Source organism: Algoriphagus kandeliae (assembly GCF_004571135.1).
In the GTDB taxonomy this organism is placed as follows: Bacteria; Bacteroidota; Bacteroidia; order Cytophagales; family Cyclobacteriaceae; genus Algoriphagus; species Algoriphagus kandeliae.
Genome location: NZ_SPSB01000004.1, coordinates 804,383 through 825,979 on the forward strand (window position 1 = coordinate 804,383; position 21,597 = coordinate 825,979).

At 41.3% G+C, this 21,597-nt stretch carries 18 protein-coding genes; 12 read left to right on the plus strand and 6 right to left on the minus strand.

The genetic code is table 11. The annotated features are described in order from the left end of the window. Positions 1-131 precede the first annotated feature (131 nt). The gene (locus E4S40_RS15800; protein ID WP_135076384.1) at positions 132-1,766 is read left to right on the plus strand and encodes a carbon starvation CstA family protein; all 1,635 of its coding nucleotides are present in this window, start codon (positions 132-134) and stop codon (positions 1,764-1,766) included. Positions 1,767-1,775: 9 nt separating this feature from the next. Here the strand turns inward: E4S40_RS15800 and E4S40_RS15805 are convergent, their stop codons facing one another. From E4S40_RS15805 to E4S40_RS15830, 5 genes are all read right to left on the minus strand, one after another. Beyond that, positions 1,776-2,885, minus strand: a complete 1,110-nt coding sequence (locus E4S40_RS15805; protein WP_135076387.1) for a hypothetical protein — start codon at positions 2,883-2,885, stop codon at positions 1,776-1,778. Positions 2,886-3,098: 213 nt separating this feature from the next. Further along, entirely contained in the window at positions 3,099-3,644 is a 546-nt protein-coding gene (locus E4S40_RS15810; RefSeq protein WP_135076390.1) for a hypothetical protein, read from the minus strand. 294 nt (positions 3,645-3,938) lie between these two features. After that, a complete protein-coding gene (gene infB / locus E4S40_RS15820) occupies positions 3,939-6,692 on the minus strand; it encodes a translation initiation factor IF-2 (RefSeq protein WP_135076397.1) in 2,754 nt (917 codons plus the stop codon). A gap of 61 nt (positions 6,693-6,753) precedes the next feature. Continuing rightward, positions 6,754-7,998, minus strand: a complete 1,245-nt coding sequence (nusA, locus tag E4S40_RS15825; RefSeq protein ID WP_135076400.1) for a transcription termination factor NusA — start codon at positions 7,996-7,998, stop codon at positions 6,754-6,756. 5 nt (positions 7,999-8,003) lie between these two features. After that, a complete protein-coding gene (locus E4S40_RS15830; RefSeq protein WP_135076403.1) occupies positions 8,004-8,477 on the minus strand; it encodes a ribosome maturation factor RimP in 474 nt (157 codons plus the stop codon). Positions 8,478-8,803: 326 nt separating this feature from the next. On the opposite strand from E4S40_RS15830, the gene E4S40_RS15835 reads away from it, so the two are divergent. Genes E4S40_RS15835 through rodA form a run of 5 tightly spaced genes read left to right on the plus strand, consistent with a single transcriptional unit; the run spans position 8,804 to position 14,264 of the window. Continuing rightward, positions 8,804-9,832: a rod shape-determining protein gene (locus tag E4S40_RS15835; protein WP_135076406.1), complete on the plus strand. Its 1,029-nt coding sequence runs from the start codon at positions 8,804-8,806 to the stop codon at positions 9,830-9,832. Positions 9,833-9,839: 7 nt separating this feature from the next. Further along, the gene (gene mreC, locus E4S40_RS15840; RefSeq protein WP_135076409.1) at positions 9,840-10,676 is read left to right on the plus strand and encodes a rod shape-determining protein MreC; all 837 of its coding nucleotides are present in this window, start codon (positions 9,840-9,842) and stop codon (positions 10,674-10,676) included. After that, on the plus strand, positions 10,666-11,190 hold the full coding sequence (locus E4S40_RS15845; protein ID WP_135076412.1) for a rod shape-determining protein MreD: 525 nt from the start codon (positions 10,666-10,668) through the stop codon (positions 11,188-11,190). Before mreC ends, E4S40_RS15845 begins: the two co-directional genes overlap by 11 nt. Continuing rightward, positions 11,187-12,989: a peptidoglycan D,D-transpeptidase FtsI family protein gene (locus tag E4S40_RS15850; RefSeq protein ID WP_135076415.1), complete on the plus strand. Its 1,803-nt coding sequence runs from the start codon at positions 11,187-11,189 to the stop codon at positions 12,987-12,989. The genes E4S40_RS15845 and E4S40_RS15850 overlap by 4 nt, the downstream gene beginning before the upstream one ends. Continuing rightward, positions 12,990-14,264, plus strand: a complete 1,275-nt coding sequence (gene rodA, locus E4S40_RS15855) for a rod shape-determining protein RodA (protein ID WP_135076418.1) — start codon at positions 12,990-12,992, stop codon at positions 14,262-14,264. On the opposite strand, the gene E4S40_RS15860 is transcribed toward rodA, so the two are convergent. Continuing rightward, positions 14,261-15,361, minus strand: coding sequence for a hypothetical protein (locus E4S40_RS15860; RefSeq protein ID WP_135076421.1), 1,101 nt, complete (start codon positions 15,359-15,361; stop codon positions 14,261-14,263). The two genes, rodA and E4S40_RS15860, sit on opposite strands and share 4 nt — an antisense overlap. A gap of 31 nt (positions 15,362-15,392) precedes the next feature. On the opposite strand from E4S40_RS15860, the gene E4S40_RS15865 reads away from it, so the two are divergent. The 6 genes from E4S40_RS15865 to E4S40_RS15890 form a co-directional block, all read left to right on the plus strand. Beyond that, positions 15,393-15,719 carry a 2Fe-2S iron-sulfur cluster-binding protein gene (locus E4S40_RS15865; RefSeq protein ID WP_135076424.1) on the plus strand — a complete coding sequence of 109 codons (327 nt, stop codon included), beginning with the start codon at positions 15,393-15,395 and terminating at the stop codon, positions 15,717-15,719. A gap of 3 nt (positions 15,720-15,722) precedes the next feature. After that, positions 15,723-16,310: a thymidine kinase gene (locus E4S40_RS15870; protein WP_135076427.1), complete on the plus strand. Its 588-nt coding sequence runs from the start codon at positions 15,723-15,725 to the stop codon at positions 16,308-16,310. Further along, entirely contained in the window at positions 16,307-16,999 is a 693-nt protein-coding gene (gene recO, locus E4S40_RS15875; RefSeq protein ID WP_135076432.1) for a DNA repair protein RecO, read from the plus strand. Before E4S40_RS15870 ends, recO begins: the two co-directional genes overlap by 4 nt. A 187-nt stretch (positions 17,000-17,186) precedes the next feature. Further along, positions 17,187-18,923, plus strand: coding sequence for a transcription termination factor Rho (rho, locus tag E4S40_RS15880; RefSeq protein ID WP_135076435.1), 1,737 nt, complete (start codon positions 17,187-17,189; stop codon positions 18,921-18,923). A gap of 117 nt (positions 18,924-19,040) precedes the next feature. Further along, positions 19,041-20,375, plus strand: a complete 1,335-nt coding sequence (locus tag E4S40_RS15885) for a T9SS C-terminal target domain-containing protein (protein WP_135076438.1) — start codon at positions 19,041-19,043, stop codon at positions 20,373-20,375. Between the two features lie 351 nt (positions 20,376-20,726). Then, positions 20,727-21,597: immunoglobulin domain-containing protein (locus tag E4S40_RS15890; RefSeq protein WP_449353869.1), on the plus strand; the 871-nt coding region annotated here is incomplete at its 3' end.

Below are 21,597 nucleotides of genomic sequence, written 5' to 3' on the forward strand. Positions count from 1 at the left end.
TATCAAGCGATGACCCTTTATGTAATTCAAACTGGCTTCTAACCCGGTGATTTTTACCCACAAAATCCTAAATATTTTCTTAATTTCAGGCATTCTGGCAAGCTTCGCATAGACCCAAAATCACCTAGCCCATGAGCTACACCATTATTATTGTCCTTTCTGCCATCATCCTGATTCTGGCTTACAGATTTTATGGAAATTTCGTGTACCGGAAATTTGGATTGAATGACAAAAACCCTTCTCCAGCCCATAAGCTCCGGGACGGGGTTGATTATGAGCCTAGCAAACCAATTGTAGTCTTGGGGCATCACTTTGCCTCGATTGCTGGTGCAGGACCAATTGTTGGACCGATCATAGCCGTGACATTTGGATGGATTCCTGCCATTCTTTGGATTTTGGTGGGGGGAATATTTTTTGGAGCAGTCCATGACTTGGGAAGTATGGCTGCATCACTTCGCACAGAAGGAAAATCTATTGGGGTCATAATCCGAAATCAAATAGGCCTTCAGGGAAAACAGCTATTCGTCATCTTCAGCTTCTCGACATTAATTCTGGTAATTGGGGTTTTTGCAGACATTATCGCTAAGACCTTCATCACCAACCCGAGTGTAGCATCGGCTTCCTTCTTATTTATTCTCCTTGCAGTAGCTTTTGGATTTGTCAACCGACTGGTTGGTAATCGAAAAAAAGCCTTTTTGATTATCTCTGTCATAGGGGTAGTCTTGATGTATTTTTCGGTTTACTTGGGGATGCTCATTCCTTTTGCTTTGGATTATAAAGCCTGGATTTTCCTGCTTTTGGCCTATGCATTTATAGCATCTGTCACTCCTGTTAGTCTACTTTTGCAGCCAAGAGATTACCTGAATAGTTTCCTACTTTATGGGATGATGATTGCTGCCATTTTGGGAGTATTTTTCGCCAATCCAAGTATTAAAATGAGTAGTGAAATCACACTCGCTACCGAAAATTTGGGGTATATCTTCCCTGTCCTATTTGTGACGATAGCCTGTGGCGCAATTAGTGGCTTTCATTCCTTGGTAGCCTCGGGCACTACTTCCAAGCAACTTGATAAAGAAAGTGATGCCAAAATCGTTGGATTTGGGGGCATGTTGATCGAATCATTTCTTGCTATCTTATCAGTAGGGGCGGTAGTGATTTTGGAAAAAGGAGAATACCTATCTCGTCTTGGCGAAGAAGGCCCTGTGGCTCTTTTTTCGACTGGATTAGGAGGAATGATCGCTACCTTGGGAATCTCGGAGGAATTTGCAGTGAGTTTTGTAGCCTTAACGGTTTCAGCTTTTGCTTTGACCACACTCGATACTTGTACAAGATTAGCACGATTTACTGTACAAGAATATTTTGAAGATGTCAAAACTCCGGCAGGAAAGACCCTTTCTCAAAACCGCTTCATTTCAACTGGTTTGGTAGTAATTTTCTCCGCACTCCTTTTGGCTTCGGGAGAATTTGCTGTTTTATGGCCTATTTTCGGCTCTGCAAATCAGTTGCTGGCTGCTTTGGCACTGCTAACCATTGCCGTCTGGATGATCCACAAAAAGAAAAATGCGCTATTTGTCACCATTCCCATGTTTTTTATGTTTACGGTGACTTTGGCTTCCTTAGGTCTTTTTGCCTGGAAGAATTTCCAAGACCAAGTTTATGTGCTTTCTATTATGGCGGCCTTACTATTTGTTTTGGCAATTTCTCTAATGGTATTAGCCACTAAAAGTATCAAAAGTAAGGTCAAAGAACCCGCAAAGGCTCTTTGACCATTTCTCTTACAATGAATTAAATATTTGAGGGGCTTTCTTTGGAATTCTCCAAGCCAAGGAAAAATTGATCAGATAATCTGCAAAAGCGGCATCTCCATGCCTAATATTATCTGGCGTAGAGTCTGCAATGTCTGTCAAACTTCTTGTTCGATTTCTCACCAAGGCAACAGGGATATTCAAGGTCCCTGTCACATTTCCCACCATATAACTTATTCCTGGTTCCACCGAAATCACATAGCCTGGCCTTCTAAATCCATCACTTTCTCCAACAATATCTCTTACCGGAATCCCTTCTAGCCTTCCACCAAAAACTAAGCCTAGGCCGTGAATAGATTTCACACTATAAAATAATCCTGTTCTGAAAGCATATTGATCGGCCACACTCATGATTGCTTCACTTTCGCGTCTTCTATAAGTAGGAGTGCCGTTTGTATTTCGTGGATTGATCATATAAAATCCACTGAAATAGGAATAGAATCCATGCGAAAGTTCCCATATCCCCTGGGTATCCAAAATCAACCCCACTCCACCGTCACCAAGCTGAATGGATTGATCTACCGGTCTGATTTCTGATTCTCCATTTGGTCCAACATTGAAAAAGGTATCGCTAGCAGCATAGTCTCCACTTGGAATTTTAACTCCCAGACCCATTGCGATATTTCCTTTTCGAGGTTTTTCATCTGAAAACAACCAAAACCCAGCTCCAATCCGCATATCTGCCAAACCTTTAGAATAAGTGCTGTGTCGCTCCGTTCGACCATGCTCATAAAGGGATGACCGTTCATTGTAGGCAAATGGTAGGGAAATTATTCCGTACAGGCGATTTGAAAAAGCATAACTAATATTGAAGTCCACTCCATGAGACCAATTGATCACTTCTGTTCCATCTTCGACTCGATTTGGTTCCTCATGAGTACCTCGAAAATGCCTGAAACTCTTGAAATAGCGATAATTTAAACTAAGATTCCAATCCCCTTTTGCTTGAAAATTACCCTGCCCAACGGCATTTCCCAAGCCGGAATATTGACGGATAGCCACACACCCTTGTGACCAAGCTAGCGATGGCAAAAGCAGTAAAACCAATGCCAATGAAATAACTGTATATATTTTTTTCATGATTTAAATGCGTAATAAATGGTTGAAAGAATCCCCAATCCTACTCGAAAGAAGAAAGCCTTACGAATAAGGATTCATAGCAAAGAAGACTTATCATTTCTAAAAAGAAAGCCTCTTTCCAAACCTGAAGAATGGGGTAAAATGATCTAGAGAATTGAATCCAACTTTAGATAAAAATCCGGGCAATTCTTAAAAGCCCTGAATAGAAAGTGATTACGCAAATTGTGGAGGAGGAGTGGTTAATTGAAAAAAAGGACTCTTGTAAGTTGAAAAAATAAACCCTTGATGTTGTAAATAAGGAGAAGACACTATCCACTGAATTTCAAAAGAAGGCGTTTCTACATAATCTTTAATGAAAATCTTCAATTGTGTTGAATTTTCACTTTTCCCTGGATAGTCCTTTTCGGTCAAAAAACTTATCCATTTCTGTACAGTAGATTCTAAAGTTCTTCTCGCTGTATCAGGCACATAGACGATCTGTAGCATATCTTTTTGATAGCGTTGTTTGATGGCTCGATAGTACTTCCCGTCTTTTTCAAAGCGAGTATTGGTCAATTGGTATTCATCCTGATCGGCCATATAGGGAGCTGAAAGTGGAATTTCCAGTAATCGTTCTTCCAAGCCTTCAGTTTGCTCTGAATAGATTTTATCCTGCCAGCTCTGTTCCAACTGGTAATGGGAAGAAAAATAATAGAGATAGTACCCAAAATGGTAGGATACGAAACATAGAAATAAAAGTACAGGGATTAATTTTTTCAAGACCAATAAAATCAGAACATGATAAAAGTCAGAATTTTTATTTGGAAATGAAATTCAAAAGCCAATAAAAAAGACTCGAAAACAAGAATAAAAGGCCATACACTTGAATCACCTTTAGCCTATTCATCCTATCCAAAAACCAAAGTACCCAAACTGGACGGAACAATCCTAAGAAAAGGCAAAGCAAGCTAAGAATAGCCAGTGCTTTAAGTAAAAATTGAAGTGCAAATAGCATTTTATTTAACGAAAAAAGGAGCAGGTTTCCCCACTCCTTTCCAATTGAATCTATGTTGATTAAAGCTTACGCTTTACTTCTCGCATTTCATAACCTTCGATCGTATCGTCTACTTGGATATTGTTGAAGTTTTTGATGGAAATACCGCATTCGTATCCAGCTTTCACTTCAGCTACATCATCCTTGAATCGCTTCAACTGATCGATTTCACCATCGTGGATTACGATACCGTCTCGGATAACTCGGATTTTATTCTTTCTGGTGATATATCCATCCGTCACATAAGAACCAGCGACTGTTCCCACTTTGGAGATTTTGAAGACCTCACGCACTTGAATATTTCCAGTGATCACTTCTTCAAATTCAGGCTCAAGCATACCTTCGATGGCATCTTTGATTTGGTTGATGGCATCGTAGATGATGGAGTAATGTCTGATTTCGATTTCTTCCTGTTCCGCAAGTCTCTTTGCATTGGAAGAAGGACGAACCTGGAAGCCCAAAATGATTGCATCGGAAGCGGAAGCTAGCAATACATCAGATTCAGAAATCTGTCCAACACCTTTATGAATGATATTCACCTTCACCTCATCGGTGGAAAGTTTTAGCAAGGAATCGGACAAGGCTTCCACAGAACCATCCACATCACCTTTGATGATGATGTTAAGTTCTTTAAAGTTACCGATAGCCAATCGTCTTCCAATTTCATCCAAAGTGATATGCTTCTTGGTCCGAAGGCTTTGTTCACGTTGAATTTGCTCTCTTGAATTGGCAATTTCTCTAGCCTCCCGTTCATTGTCATAGACTTTCAAGGAATCTCCTGCCTGAGGAGCACCACTTAAACCTAAAATCTGAATTGGAGTAGATGGTCCAGCCTCTTTCAGTTTTTTACCTGTATGGTCAAACATAGCCTTCACACGACCATAGTGAGATCCAGCTACCATCACATCACCCACATGCAGAGTTCCGGCTTGGATCATTACGGTAGCTACATAACCACGACCTTTATCCAAAGACGCTTCGATTACAGTACCAACAGCGTTCTTATTTGGATTAGCTTTCAATTCAAGAATTTCAGCTTCCAGAAGAACTTTTTCTAGTAGTTCATCAACGCCTTGACCAGTTTTGGCAGAAATATCTTGGGATTGGTATTTACCACCCCATTCTTCTACCAATAGGTTCATATTCGCCAATTCTTCTTTGATCTTATTAGGATTAGCGTTTGGCTTATCCACCTTGTTGATCGCAAAGATCATCGGAACACCCGCTACTTGAGCGTGGTTGATAGCTTCTTTGGTTTGAGGCATGATGCTATCATCGGCAGCAATCACAATAATGGCCACGTCAGTGATTTTAGCACCACGAGCACGCATCGCCGTAAATGCTTCGTGACCCGGCGTATCCAAGAAGGCTATTTTATGACCGTCTTTTGTTCGCACATCATATGCTCCGATATGCTGGGTGATACCTCCAGCCTCAGCTGCAGTTACTTTTGATCTACGGATATAGTCCAAGAGAGAGGTCTTACCATGATCGACGTGTCCCATGATGGTAACAATAGGAGCTCGCTCCACGAGATCTTCTGGCTTATCTTCTTCCTCCTCGACGATTTCCTCTTCGATATCTTTGGTAAATTCTACATCGTATCCAAACTCATCTGCAATGATGGTAATCGCTTCTGCATCCAATCGCTGATTGATGGAAACGAACATTCCCAAGGACATACAGGTAGAAATAATCTCATTCACCGAAACGTCCAATAGAGATGCTAGGTCATTTGCGGAAATAAATTCCGTCACTTTAAGAACCTTAGATCCCTCTTGTGCCATTTCGGCGGTATCCTTTTCTCGCTCGGCTTTTTTATCACGGCGGCTCTTCTTACCTCCGGATTTTCCACCTTGCAATCTCGCAAGTGTCTGCTTGATTTGATCTTGAATCTCCTTTTGGGTAGGTTCTACCTTATGCGTTCTTGCAGGCTGTCCTTTCTTACCGCCTTTCTGACCATCGCCTTGACCCTGACCTTGTTGGCCTTGGCCTCTATTCTTATTGCCTTTATCAATACGCTTTCTAGGTCTCTTTTTATCTCGAGCACGTTCATCGGAAGAAGCAACAGGTCCACCCTTTTTCTTCTTCTCGGTAGGCAATTCGATTTTCCCTAGAACTGTAAGACCTTTAAGGTTATCTGCTTTTGCGGAGATTACCTCATCTTTTGGCTCTGGTGCCTGTGGCGCTTTTTCAACAGGCTTTTCAGGGGCTGCAGGAGCAACAGGTTTTTCAGGTGCCTTTGGTTTTTCTGGAGCCTTCGGTGCTTCAGGAGCTTGTTTAGCTTCTGGCTTTTTCACCACTGGCTCTTCTTTCTTAGGCTTTTTAGCTTCTCCCTTAGGAGTCAGGTCAATTTTACCCAATACTTTTATTCCTTCCAGCTTAGGGCCTTCAATGTTCACCTTTTCTGGCTGAGGCTCTGCAGGAGTAGGTTTTTCTGCTACTGGTTTTTCCGGAGCTGGAGCTGGTGGAGCAGGCTCTTCTTTTGGTGCCGGAGTCGGAGCTGGAGCTGGAGCGGGCTCAGGCTGAGGTTCGGATTCGAGCGTAACTGTCTCGTGACGCTTCCCAATGGATAAATGTGAAGCTTCTTCTTTTTCTTGAGCTGAGGACCTGAATTCCTTATTCAGCAGCTCCACTTGCTCCATGCTGATTTTAGAATTAGGATTATCCTGCACCTCATGGCCCTTTTTCGCCAAAGTCTCCACGAGGGTAGCAGTACCCACGTTGAGCTTCCTAGCTAAAGCGCCTAATCTCATCATTTTTTCTTCTGACATACGCAAAAACCGCTTTCGAAATCTATTTTAAATATTGGGTAATAGGTAGACTTTTAGTCTTTTATTGTTCAAATTCTTGGCGTAGGATTCGGAAGATTTCCTCAATGGTTTCTTCCTCCAATTCCGTACGACGCACCAAATCTTCTTTAGTCAAAGCCAATACCGATTTGGCAGTATCCAAACCAGTCTTCTTCAATTCATCGATGATCCAAGCATCGATTTCATCTGCAAATTCAACCAAATCAACATCTTCTTCTTCGTTCTCATTGAGCTCTCTGAAGACATCAATTTCATAACCTACCAATTTGCTGGCCAATTTGATATTATAACCACCTTTTCCGATGGCAAGTGAAACTTGATCCGGCTTCAAGAAGACAGAAATTCGCTTGCTTCCTTCATTTACTGAAATAGAAGAAACTTTCGCAGGGCTTAATGCTCTGGAAACATATAGCTCCAGATTTTCGGTGTAATTGATTACATCAATGTTTTCATTCTGCAATTCACGGACAATCGCATGAATTCTTGATCCTTTCATTCCAACGCAAGCTCCTACTGGATCAATCCGGTCATCATAGGATTCTACAGCAACTTTTGCACGCTCTCCCGGTTCACGGACAATCTTAACAATGGTGATCAAACCATCATAAACTTCTGGAACTTCGTTTTCGAATAGTCTTTCCAAGAACACCGGTGAAGTTCTAGAAAGGATAATTTTAGGGTTTCCGTTCATCATGTCCACTTTGTGAACAATTGCCTTTACGGTATCTCCCTTTCTAAATCTATCCTTTGGAATTTGCTCTCCCTTTGGTAGAATCAATTCGTTGCCTTCTCCATCGATCAACAGCACCTCTCTGCTCAAAATCTGATAGACTTCAGCAGTGACTACTTCCCCTACCAATTCCTCATACTTGTTGAAAAGTATATCTTTTTCTAAATCTTTGATCTTTTGAATCAAGGTCTGACGAGCCATCTGTACAGCTCTTCTGCCAAATTCTTCCAGTTCAATTTTCTCATAAACTTCCTCCCCGATTTCGAAGTCCGGTTCGATTTTACGAGCATCGGTAAGGCTGATTTTATCGAAATCCCAAATATCTTCTGAGTTGTCATCTACAATCTCCCGAATCCGGAAAATCTCCAAATCCCCCTTATCAGCGTTGATGGTTACGTCAAAGTTTTCATCCGTTTCAAATTTTTTCCGGATCATGGCTCTGAACACATCCTCAAGAATACGGATCATCGTAGGGCGATCCACATTTTTAGATCTCGCAAATTCCGCGAAGGATTCGATTAAAACTTTGGCATCCATTTGATTTATTTAAAAGACACTTGTACAACTGATTTTTTTATCTCATCATAGGCGATAGGCAATTCCATTTCCACTGCCTTTTTCCCCTTTTCTTTTACTTTAACAGAGAGCAAAATACCCTCAACATTAACTTCCAATAATTTTCCTTTTTGCTCCTTTCCATCTGCCAAAAGGACCTTCAATTCTCTTCCGACATTCTTTCGGTATTGGCGGATGCTTGAAAGCGGAAAATCCACTCCTGGAGAGGAAACTTCGATCCGATAAGCAGAATCAATCAAATCCAAGGCTTCAATTTCCTCAGATACCAATCGACTCACTTTAGCGCAGGAATCGATCGTCAATCCCTGATCGGCATCGATCAAAATATTCAGATTCATCTGATCCTTTTTGGGAGTCAATTGAAGATCAACCAAGAAATGCTCCTCATCAGGGAGATTGCGCTCGACTAGCTCTATCAATTTTTGCTTTAAATCCTCCATAAGAATCGATAATGAAAGAGGGGACATGTGGTCCCCTCTAGAAACTTCCGAATACGGCACAAAGGTAAAATAATTTTAATCGAAAAACAATTTTCTACTAACTATGAAAATTGGAAAGAGGAATGATTTTGAAAGATTTAAGGTCATTTTTAGGGATTTGTGGCAAAAGCTCCTTTTATTCTTCATTTTCATCTAAAAAATATTCCCAATGATTCAATTTTATGGCTAGAACATAATAATTTTGCCGACCTCCGTTTAATAATGCGTAACTTGTTACCGCTGTTAAACTTTCCAATCTGCATTAATAAAAAGACCAAGCATACAACATGGGATTATTTGATTTTTTTTCAAGTGACATCGCCATTGATCTGGGTACAGCCAACACACTGATCATCCATAAAGATAAAATCGTAGTGGACGAACCTTCTATCATTGCTATAGACAAAACCAACAACCGGGTTTTGGCTGTGGGAAGGGAAGCGATGAACATGCACGAAAAAACACACGAAAACATCAAGACCATCCGACCTTTGAAGGATGGAGTAATTGCGGACTTCTATGCCGCCGAGCAGATGATTCGTGGCTTAATCAAGATGATCCCGGGACAAAAAAAGGGAATGTTCCCTCAGTCTCATCGAATGGTCATTTGTATCCCTTCCGGTATTACTGAAGTGGAAAAAAGAGCAGTTCGTGACTCTGCCGAGCATGCTGGCGCCAAAGAGGTGTACATGATTTTTGAACCAATCGCTGCGGCAATTGGCATCGGGATCGACATAGAAAAGCCAATGGGCTCCATGATCGTCGATATCGGTGGTGGTACGACTGAAATCGCCCTAATTGCTTTGTCAGGAATTGTAGCTGACCAGTCCATCCGAGTAGCTGGAGATACCTTCACCAAGGATATTTTGGATTACATGCGAAGACAGCATAACCTTTTGATCGGAGAGCGCTCTGCAGAAAAAGTAAAAATCGCAATTGGTTCTGCATTGACTGAATTGGACGAGGCTCCTGAAGATTATGAAATCCGAGGTAGAGACTTAATGACAGGTATTCCAAAAGTCATTAAAGTATCCTACTCAGAAATTGCATTTGCTTTGGACAAATCAGTTTCAAAAATTGAAGAAGCTGTACTGAAAGCTCTTGAAATCGCTCCACCTGAATTATCAGCGGATATCTATGACAATGGAATCCACCTAACTGGGGGTGGAGCTCTTTTGAAAGGATTGGATAAGCGACTTCACCAAAAGACGAAGTTGCCTATTCACATCGCTGAGGATCCACTTCGTGCAGTAGTCAGAGGAACTGGCACTGCTTTGAAAAACCTACAAAATTTCCGAACTGTATTGATGACTTAAAGCCTGAATGCTACGCATTTTAGAATTCCTTTATCGACTAAGGGCCCTTTTATTATTTGTATTTTTAGAAATCATCGCCATTTGGATGGTGGTCCGAAACAACTCCCCCCAAGGGGCAGCTTTTTTCAACAGTTCGATGGCGTTGACGGGAAGCTTGCTTAAAACACAAGCGGATATTGTAGGCTTTTTCAATCTAGCGGAAGAAAATCAGGACTTAGCTTCTCAAAATGCGGAATTGCTTCAGCAAATAACTTTGCTGACTCCCTACGATAGCCTTTCTGAAGAAGGTTTAGACTCAGCATTTAGAGCCTCATACACCGTTCAAAGCGCGCGAGTGGTAGGACAGACGCTTCGACTTACTCAAAATCACCTCACTATCAACAAGGGAAGTAATCAAGGAGTGAAAGAAGGAATGGGGATTTTTAATCAAGAAGGTATAGTGGGTCGAGTAAAAAGCGTATCAAAAAATTACGCAGTAGGAATTTCCCTTTTGAATACTGGATTATTGGTTTCTTCAAAAATCAAATCCAGTGATGTCTTTGGATCCATCAATTGGGATGCGAATGACCCTCAATTTGCAAAAATGCTTTATATCCCCCGGCATGTGTTGGCTAGCCCCGGAGATACCGTGGTCACTTCGGGATATAATGCCATTTTTCCAGAGGGGATTTTAATTGGAACGATCAGTGAGGTTGCTCCTGCAGATGATCAAAATTATCTAGAAATTACCGTTAGGCTCAGTACAGATTTTAGTAAACTTAATCATGTTTACTTGATCGAAAATACCGAATTGAGCGAATTAGATTCTTTGTACCAAAAAGCCGAAATCAGCGATGAATATTAGGAATCTACTTTCGTATTTGGCTTGGGGGATAATCTTGGTAGCACTTCAGGTTTTCTTGTTCAAAAATCTGGCACTTTTTGGAGTAGGCCTTTGTTTTCTCTACATCATTCTAATTCTCCATCTTCCTATCAATACTACTCCTATTACTTTGTTGCTTATTAGTTTTGGATTAGGTCTTGTCGTAGATATTTTCTACGACACAGGGGGCATACATGCAGCAGGCACAACTTTCTTGGGATTTATCCGACCTCTCTGGCTACGAGTAATTAGTCCAACAGGCGGTTATGATGAAGGCACCGAACCAACATTACAAGAGATGGGTACGGGATGGTATCTCACTTATATTTTACCCTTAACTTTTTTCTTTTGTATCATATTTTTCTCAGTTGATCAATGGGGTACTTTAGGCTTATTAAATATCCTAAACAAAAGCTTCTTTTCTTCGATTTTGACTGCGCTTTTGGCTATACTTGTACAGGCGTTGTTCTTTAAAAGAAGGAGGGGAATTCTATGAACGACCAAAGGCCGTTTATCATTATCATTGTCATTTTCTTAGTGGGTTTGGTGCTCCTTACCAAACTCTTCATGATTCAGGTTGTCGATGATAGTTTTTCGAGACGAGCTGAACGAAATGCTATTCAGCGGGTAGTTGACCATCCTTATCGGGGACTAATCTATGATCGGAACGGAGAATTGTTGGTTTACAACAATCCCATTTTTGATTTGATGGTTGTCCCAAAGGAATTTACTGTCAAAGACACCGCTCGCTTTCTCAGCATTTTTGGAATTGAAAAAGAACAATTAATCACGGCTTACAATGCGGCGAGGAAATATTCCTCGGTCAAGCCATCTCCTCTGATCAAGCAAATTTCTACTACGGATTTTGCCAAAATCCAGGACTTCTTAATCGATTATCCGGGCTTATTTATCACGACTCGATCGGTTCGTTCATATCCGACTCCTATTGCCGCACATGCTTTGGGATATATCGGAGAGATTAATGGCCAACAGTTGGAGCGAGATACCACGGACTATTACGAACAGGGAGATTATGTAGGCCTCAGCGGAATGGAGCGATTTTATGAAGATGAGCTCCGAGGCCAAAAAGGTGTGAAATACAAGATGGTCAACGTACGCGGAGTCGACAAAGGACCTTTTAAAAATGGAGCCTATGACACCGCTTCGGTAGCAGGCACTAATTTGACCTCCACCTTGGATCGGGATCTTCAGCTCTATGGGGAATATTTGATGCAAGGGAAAACAGGATCTGTTGTAGCTATTGAACCAAAAACCGGGGAAATCTTGGCATTTATTTCCGCTCCCTTTTATGATCCCAACGATCTAACCGGAGCAGATTTTGGGAAAAATTACACTATTTTAAATTCCTTGAATAGCAAGCCATTCCTAAATAGACCTATTATGGCTCGCTATCCTCCAGGTTCGACTTTCAAAATTGTCCAAAGTTTGATCGGACTTCAGGAAGGAATTCTTTTTCCAGAAACAACCTATGCCTGCAACAAATCATTAGTTGCTTGTCATAATCACCCTTCACCTGTGAATTTGTTTGGAGCTATTCGAAACTCTTGTAATCCTTATTATCACCAAGCGTTCCGCAGAATGATCAACCGGGAAGTTTCCTCGAATACATTCAAGGACACTGAAATTGGTCTCGATTCTTGGCGGGAAAAAGTGCTAAAATTTGGACTGGGTGGACGACTTGGCGTCGATATGCTTGGTGAATATGGAGGCGATGTCCCTTCAAGTAAGCTCTACGATAGAATTTATGGAGAAGGAAGATGGAAATATTCCACCATCTACTCTCTTTCTATTGGGCAGGGGGAGTTATTGGTTACCCCTCTTCAAATGGCAAATTTGGCAGCCATTTTTGCAAACAAAGGCTATTATTATACCCCTCATTTGATCAAAGCAATTGACGGAGATCCAAGTCGAATCCCTTCAAAATACCGCACCAAGCATGAAGTGGGTGTGGATGCCAAGCATTTTGACCTAATCCAAGATGCCATGGCTGAAGCACTGTATGGAACGGCAAACCGAGCGATTATTGAGGATTTGGTGATTGCAGGAAAAACCGGGACTGCTCAAAATCCCCATGGAGAAGACCATTCCGTATTTGTGGCTTTTGCGCCAAAAGACGATCCAAAAATTGCCATCGCAGTTTATGTGGAGAATGCCGGCTGGGGAGGTAGAGCCGCTGCAAGTACCGCGTCTTTGATGATTGAAAAATACATCAAAGGGCAAATTACCCGTCCAGCTTTGGAAGAATATGTTTTGGCAGGAAACTTTATCTATTAAATGAGAGAGCCCGATATTCCTATTAACCGAGTAGATTGGCTGGTAGTAGTCATTTATTTTGCCTTGGTGATCATCGGGTGGTTTAATATCTATGCTGCCGTGTATGACAGTCAGGCTCCTCAGAGCATGTTTGACATGTCCATAAATTCCGGTCAGCAGCTTGTCCGGATTGGGATCTCGGTAGTCTTAATCATTTTGATCATGGCTGCAGATCATCGCCTTTTTGAAAATCTAGCCCTTCCCATCTATCTGGTCTTTCTGTTTATTCTTCTATTGACACCTGTCTTTGGAAAAGAAGTAAACGGACAGGTTCTTTCAATTGGATTTGGCTCCTTCCGAATTCAGCCCGGAGAATTTGCCAAATTTGCAACCGCCCTAGCACTTGCCAAAGTGATGGAGCGACCGACATTTGACCTTGCCAAAACCAAAAATCAATTAGTAGCATTTGGAGTCCTAATGCTGCCAATAGTTTTGATTTTATTGCAGCCTGACACAGGAACGGCCATGGTTTATTTTTCCTTTTTGATCATGTTCTACCGTGAAGGGCTACCTCAACGATACTACATCCTAGGGTTAGGATTTATTGCCTTGACTCTTTTGGCTTTAGGAATTGAAAATAATCTTTATCTCGTAGGAGCAATCGCTATTCTCGCCTTGATTCTGATATCAATCGGAAAAACTTCCTGGAAGCGAACCATTGCTTTTTCGGCGATTGCTTTGTTGATGATTGGCTACACCTATAGTATTGACTGGGTTGTTTCTAAACTCCCCCCACATCAACAAAACCGAATCATGGTCTTGTTTAATCCAGACATCGATCCCCTGGGAGTAGGTTGGAATGTAACCCAATCCAAAATCGCCATAGGATCGGGAGGTTTCTTTGGGAAAGGATACCTACAAGGTACTCAGACAAAGTTTGATTTTGTTCCAGAACAGCACACAGACTTTATATTCTGTACACTGGGGGAGGAATTTGGATGGGCAGGAAGCTTTATCGTGATTGGACTATTTGTGGCCCTGCTTTATCGCCTGGTGGTTATGGCTGAGCGCCAAAAGACCCGATTCTCGAGGATTTATGGATATTCCGTGGTTTCCATCCTATTTTTCCACTTTATGATCAATATTTCCATGACCATTGGACTCTTTCCAGTAGTTGGAATCCCCCTACCTTTCTTTAGTTATGGAGGATCGTCCTTGTGGTCATTTACCATGTTGCTTTTCATTTTTGTAAAAATGGATGCCTCCCGTTCTCAGCAATTAGGTCGGATCAGTTAATCCGAAAAACGTCTGTAAACCACGTGCAAAAACTCCTCCACCGGTTCGGAGCTTTCATCCCATCCCAATTCCGTCAAATAGCGTACGTTGATCACTTCCACTGCCTCATCGAAAGATTTGCAGGCATCAAGCGATTTTAAGGCATGGGTCAAAAGATCATCATTGCCTTCGAATAACTCCTTACGGAACATAAAGCGCTGATTGATTGCCAAACTTTCTGACAATTCCCCAATCAAACCTTTCATTCCCTTGTAACTCTCCGCAGCAAAGCGAGATTTGATTTGATTAGGATCTAATTTTCCTGCGGAATAGGAAGGGGTTACCGGAGGAGCTTTCGGACTTTCAGGTTCTATCGTAGTTTCAGGAACCTTCTCTTCTTCAGGTTCAGAAGAAGAAGGCTCGGACTCAATTTGATCAAAGAATGAGTCTTGTTTTTCTTCCTCAACTATCGGCTTTGGTGCTTCTGTCTCTGGTGCATTTTCAATATAAGCATCTAAGTCAAAGGCTTTAATTTCTCCTAAGGTCGCCAACAATAGGTTTACCGATTCCAACTGCTCCTTGATTGCTTGATAATTTGCCGCAATCGCTTTTTTGTAGGCAAGGGGATCTTGTCCAAATCCAGCTTTATCAATCAAAAAAGTAATAACCTGAGGATGCCATTTGTAATATCTTTTATTTTCGGCGAGGTACTCATTGATTTTTTGGGAAGGAGCCTGATCTATTTCGGCCTGGTAAAAAGTCATTGGATTAGTCGCCAATTCAATGGACTTTTGGACAGCAAATTCAACCAAAGGCTGAAGATGGGCTCGCTCCACCTTAATTCTACGCGAGAGGACGTTCATAAACTGTGTCAAAGCCTCATGAACTGCCACATCCCGATAATCGAAATAGGGGTTACTCTTTAGCTTTTGTAATTCCTGCTGCCAAAGCTCAAAAAGCCTCCGTATCACAAAAAAATTGACCTGAACGGATGCCGTGAGGCCCACTATATCCTGTCCGGTAATAAATTGGCGATTCTGATAAAAGCGATCGCAGACAATCTCTGCGTAATCTTTGGCGTATTTTTCTAAATAATTGCTGTTAATTTGAGTTGTCATTAGCTGGTGATTTACAAAAGTCAACGAACAAGTGTCCCGAATTGTGATAGAAAATCTCTACAATCGTACCATAGATTCGGAGAAATCTTCGGGTAAAGTTATTGAATTAATTCATGAAAATGGCATTGACTGGATGCATGCCTGCGGCAAAAAAGGACGCTGTACAAGTTGCAAAATGATCGTGGTTTCCGGAATGGAAAATCTTAGCCCTCCGAATGAACGGGAGCTTTTTTTCAGAAATCAGGGTAGATTAAAAGATAATGAGCGGTTATGCTGCCAGGCTGAACTTCCAGCAGGTGAATTGCATATTAGAGTAGCAGAAATCAATAAATTTCCTCATTTAGAGTATAGTGACTGAGGTATGTTTGTAGAAAGATCCCCAAGAGGAACAAAAAATACAGAGCGAAAAGGACAGATTGAAGTCATCTGTGGGTCCATGTTTTCCGGAAAAACCGAGGAATTAATTCGCAGATTAAATCGGGCAAAAATCGCCAAGTTGAAGGTCGAGATTTTTAAGCCCAAAATAGACACGCGTTACCACGAAGAAGAAGTGGTATCACACAATGAGACTTCTATTCGATCTACTCCAGTCAATTTTGCAGAAGACATTTTACTATTGACAGGTGATTGTGATGTGGTGGGAATCGACGAGGTTCAGTTTTTCGATGACCGCATCGTTCCGGTGGTCAATCAATTAGCCAATCAAGGAAAGCGCGTAATTTTAGCTGGCTTGGACATGGATTTCGAAGGACAGCCTTTTGACCCCATGCCGAAATTGATGGCAACTGCCGAGTACGTTACCAAGGTGCACGCCATTTGCATGAAATGCGGAGATTTGGCGGCATTCTCCCTCCGGCTTTCTGATTCTCGCCAAAAGGTGGTTTTGGGTGAAAAAGAAAGCTACGAAGCCCGATGCCGAAGATGCTTTCTGGAAGATAAGCGACCATGATTCGGAAGACAGAAGGAATCGTCATCAGTTGCATCCGATATCAGGAAAGCAGTGTGATCGTTAAAATCTTCACCCGCGAATTAGGCTTTAAATCCTACATTGTAAACAGCGTCCGAAAAGCCGGAAACAAATCAAAAATCGCCTTGTACCAACCCATGACTATGTTGGACTTGGTGGTCTATGAAAAAGAAGGGGCAGGTCTTCAGCGGATTTCTGAAGCAAAAACCAACCATCCTTACCAGTTGATCCCTTTTGATTTTCGAAAAACAAGCATCGCTCTTTTTGTGGCAGAGGCAATTAGCAAGTCCATTTATGAAAATTATCAAAACGAATGGCTTTTTGATTGGATAAAAAAATCTCTGATTCATTTGGACTTACCGAATATCGAGCTCCGGCATTATCCGCATGCCTTTTTAATTCAGTTGGCAAAGTTTTTGGGATTTGGACCAGAGGAAGTTTCCATTTTCTTAGAAGAAAGCAGAACCTTGCCTTTTTCTCCTGAAGAAATACCCGTAGTATCGACTTATTTGCATGAATTGATGGAAAATTCCTTCGCCTGCAAAGCACGCGTTCCCCATCTAATCCGAAGAAAGTTACTGGATTATTTATTGGACTTCTTTTCAGAGCAATTGGATCATAATCAACCATGGAAGTCCATTACCGTAATTAGACAAATTATGGAAGAATAAATTTATTTCACTGAAAATAAATATTTGTTAAATCAATGAGATAACTGTAATATTGCATCAACACCGTAAATGAACAAGCCAGCCCACTTTGGCTTGAAACTTTCCAGCAGTTCTTTTTTGCTTCGAAAACATTTACGATTCCTAATTAGCATTTTAGCACACATTATTTATTTATCATCATCTCTTTATGTACAACATAGAAGAACTCAGAATCAGATTATTATCTGAGCTGAAGGAAATCGCAGAGGAGTTGGGCGTCAAAAACTTCAAATCCCTCAAAAAAGACGAACTCGTCTACGCAATTCTCGACCAACAAGCAATCACCCCCGAGAAAGCCCTCCCAAAGAAAAAGCCCGCCCTCGCAGAAATTCAGGAAAAACCAGCTCAAGAATCAGAATCCAAACCGGCCTCCAAGCCAGCGGAAAAGCCTCAAGAGGAAGCTGAATACAAGCCTAAATTCAAAAGGCAAAATGTAACTGAAAAACCAGCCGAATCTCCTTCGGAAGAAGTAAAGGAAAAACAAAAAGAAGAGGTTAAGGCTGAAAAGCCCAAGCATAAAGCTGAGAAAAAATCTCCTGAGCCATCCGAAGAACACCCAAAGACTTTCCGACCTCGTAAGCGGGTATTTGAGGAAGTCAACGTAGAAAAAGCTACTCAGGAAGAAGCGCCGAGTACTCCAGAACAGAAAACTGAACCGGAAGTAGAACTTCCAAAGCGGAAAAATTTCAAATCACAGGATGAGATTTTGGCTCCTTCAGCTGAAACCGTTCAAGGAGGAAAGAAAAAGCCTTACGTAAGTCCTCGGGAATTTGACGGAGTCATCGAAAATGAGGGTGTATTGGAAATCATGCAGGAAGGATATGGATTCCTTCGTTCCTTGGATTACAACTACCTTGCTTCTCCAGACGATATCTATGTATCTCCAAGTCAAATCAAACTTTTTGGCCTAAAAACAGGAGATCATATCAAAGGATCAATCCGACCACCTAAAGAAGGAGAAAAATATTTTGCCCTCTTGAAGATCGGGACAGTCAATGGAAAAACTACTGACGAAATCCGGGATCGAGTTCCTTTTGAATACCTTACCCCATTATTCCCTGAAGAGCGATTGAATTTATCGACCAAACCGGATGGATACTCCACCCGAATTTTGGATCTATTTGCTCCTATCGGAAAAGGACAGCGTGGTATGATCGTAGCGCAGCCAAAAACTGGTAAAACGGTCCTTTTGCAACAAATTGCCAATGCCATCACCCAAAATCATCCTGAGGTTCATTTGATGATCTTATTGATCGATGAACGACCTGAGGAAGTGACAGATATGGCTCGATCTGTACGAGCAGAAGTAATTTCATCTACGTTTGATGAGCAGGCTGAGCGCCATGTAAAGGTTGCCAATATCGTTTTGGAGAAAGCAAAGCGAATGGTAGAAGTAGGTCACGATGTAGTGATTTTGTTGGATTCCATCACCCGATTGGCAAGAGCGCACAATACTGTTGTACCTAGTTCCGGAAAAATCCTTTCCGGTGGGGTGGATGCTAATGCCTTGCACAAGCCTAAACGATTCTTCGGAGCTGCGAGAAATGTAGAAAATGGCGGTTCTTTGACCATCATTGCTACCGCCTTGGTAGAAACTGGCTCCAAAATGGATGAGGTGATCTTTGAAGAATTCAAAGGAACCGGTAACATGGAATTGGCTTTGGATCGTAAACTTGCCAACCGAAGAATTTACCCTGCTATCGATGTCTTGAGCTCAGGTACTCGTAGAGAAGACCTATTGATGGACAAAGAAGAGATGCAGCGAGTTTGGATTCTCCGAAAACTGATGAGTGATATGACTTCTCAGGAGTCCATGGAATTCCTTCTTCAGCGCATGAAAGGCACCCGGGACAATGCCGAATTCTTGATCAGTATGAACGGGTAATTCATCCAAAAATAAATTTCTTTAGACCCTGATTGTCAAAACTTTCAGGGTCTATTTATTTTTATGCATTACATCCTGATTTTTTTGTAGAAAGTGGCAAAAAATTCAAACTTTTAGATGTATGATTGTGTTCCAATTCCATTCACCCCAACTCCCAAAAAATTGGAACAAAAACTCGATTTGAAGGTCTTCATTTCGCTTCTCTTTGTGCTATTTCAATTCGGCTCAAAATCCTATGGACAATGTGCTGAATGCGGAAGTCCAAGAACCTATACTTCTTCCATAACCCTAGTAAATGATCGTACCAATCAAGGCTTGGATGAAAGCCGATGGACTGGAACTGGAGATTTTTTAGAGGGACAGATTGCAAAATTCACCGGTGCGAATGTAGCCTATACTTGGGAAGCATCTGATTTTAATCTAGGTGGTATCATTTTGCAAAACGGAGCTGACTTAACTTTGGATCGTCCCAATCAAGGAAATGAACCTGGATTTACTATTACAAATGGTTGTATAGTTGTTGGAGCTGGGTCTGTATTAGACTTGATTTATATAACTGAGTTAGAAAATGTAATTATCTGCGTGGAGGATGGTGGAGAAATCCGCTTTGATTCCAGAGATGATACAAGAAATATATTCACCCTAGAACAAGTTACCATCAATCTCCAAGGACCGAATGCAAAATTAGAATTGGGTGAAGCAGTATTGAATATCGGAACTGGTGGAGTGGTCGTTACAGGCTGGTCAGGAGATCAATCGGAACTTTGTGAGAATACTAACCCTCCAATTCCTGGAACCTCAGGCAATATTTCCTGGACAGATGAAATACAATTAGGAGAACTCTGTAAAATTCTTTCAGCCCGTATTCTTCCAGTTGAATATGCTTATTTCACTGCCGACTTTAATTCTCAATTAAGAATAGCTGAGTTACAATGGGCAACTACCAAAGAATGGGAAAATCAAGGATTTGAAATAGAACGATCTATTAATGGGGTTAAGAATTGGGAAAAGATTGGCAATGTAGCCAGTGTGGGTTATTCTGATGGTCCAAAAGAATATGTATTCCAAGACCAAACCCTTCCTATTGGAGGTGGAAATATTTTTTATAGGTTGAAACAGATAGATTTTGATGGTACCGCTAATTACACTGAAATACAAGGCATTACTGTTAATCCTTCCCGAGGAGAAAGTGCTTGGGTTTTGTATCCCAACCCATCAAAAAACAATGAAAGTATTCAACTTCAATTACGGGACAAAGACTCTTTGAATGACTCTCCTCTTTTAGTCAGAATCTATAATTCTCAAGGGACTGGAACTGAATTTTTGGTGTACTCCACTATGGAAGTGGAAAAAACAGTTTCGGATTATTTAAGAAATGCAGGAGAAGGATTATTCCTCCTAGATATTTTTTGGAACAATGAAAATCAACAAATACGAATCATTCGAAAATAAGCCTCCAAAATTTTTCTATACCCATCTTATACATATCCAATTTTTTTCTTGATTTTTTGGATATGACAAAATTTTAAATAGATTTGAATCCCTTTATCTGTAATAATTGAAATAAAATTCGTCAAGTAACAAAATAATGTACTTGATCATATATTATTTGAATTTGGAATAATATAAGATTGAGATATATAAAGTATATAATAAGGGGATATATACCTTATAACTTAACTGATTATCAAGCGGAAAGACTAGAAAATTCATTCAATTTATTAGGCTTTCCAAAAGATAAAAGTTAAATTTGAAATGCATTTTTAGCCGACTGAAATGCATTTAAATGCTAAACAACGGCCTATGAGTAGAACTTTACTCAAAGTATCACTTTTTATAGTTCTGATATTTTTCAGCTGGAAGTTCTATGCCCAAACCAAAGGAATTAAAATCTCTGATCTCAAACCTTTCATTCAGCTTTTCGAAGCTGAAGAACAAAAGGAGATTGAGCCGATAACAACAATCAAAAAAGAAGTTGATCCTAAAGAGAATTTAAGGATTGAGGAGATTTTTGCTTGTACTATAAATTTGACTTCTGCTGCTGGGACAGATAGCCAGACAATATGCGAAGAGCAGAATATCGTAAATATCACTTATGAAGTCTTAGGTTCAGGATCTGTTTCAGTGATAGGCCTCCCTACAGGTGTTACATACTCAATGTCAGGCAATACATTAACCATTAGCGGAGCGCCTGGTTCTGGGACTGCCGGATCATATCCTTTTGAGGTTAATGCATCAGGGGGCAGTTGTGCTGGGACAACAACTGAAACAGGAACCATCACCGTAACCCCGGAAACAGAAATCACCTCACAGCCCGTGGGAGAAACCGTCTGCCAAAACGGATCAGTTACCGACCTGAGCGTCGCCGCAACCGGTACGGGAACCATCTCCTATGAATGGTTCGTCAACTCCTCAAACTCTTACTCCGGAGCAACCTCCGTAGGAACCGGCGCAACACATACTCCCGATATCTCGAACGACGGAACCTTCTACTATTTCGCCACCGCTACCAGTGCAACCTGCGGATCAGTCAACTCCGATATCGTTCAGCTGACCGTAACCCCGGAAACAGAAATCACCTCACAGCCCGTGGGAGAAACCGTCTGCCAAAACGGATCAGTTACCGACCTGAGCGTCGCCGCAACCGGTACGGGAACCATCTCCTATGAATGGT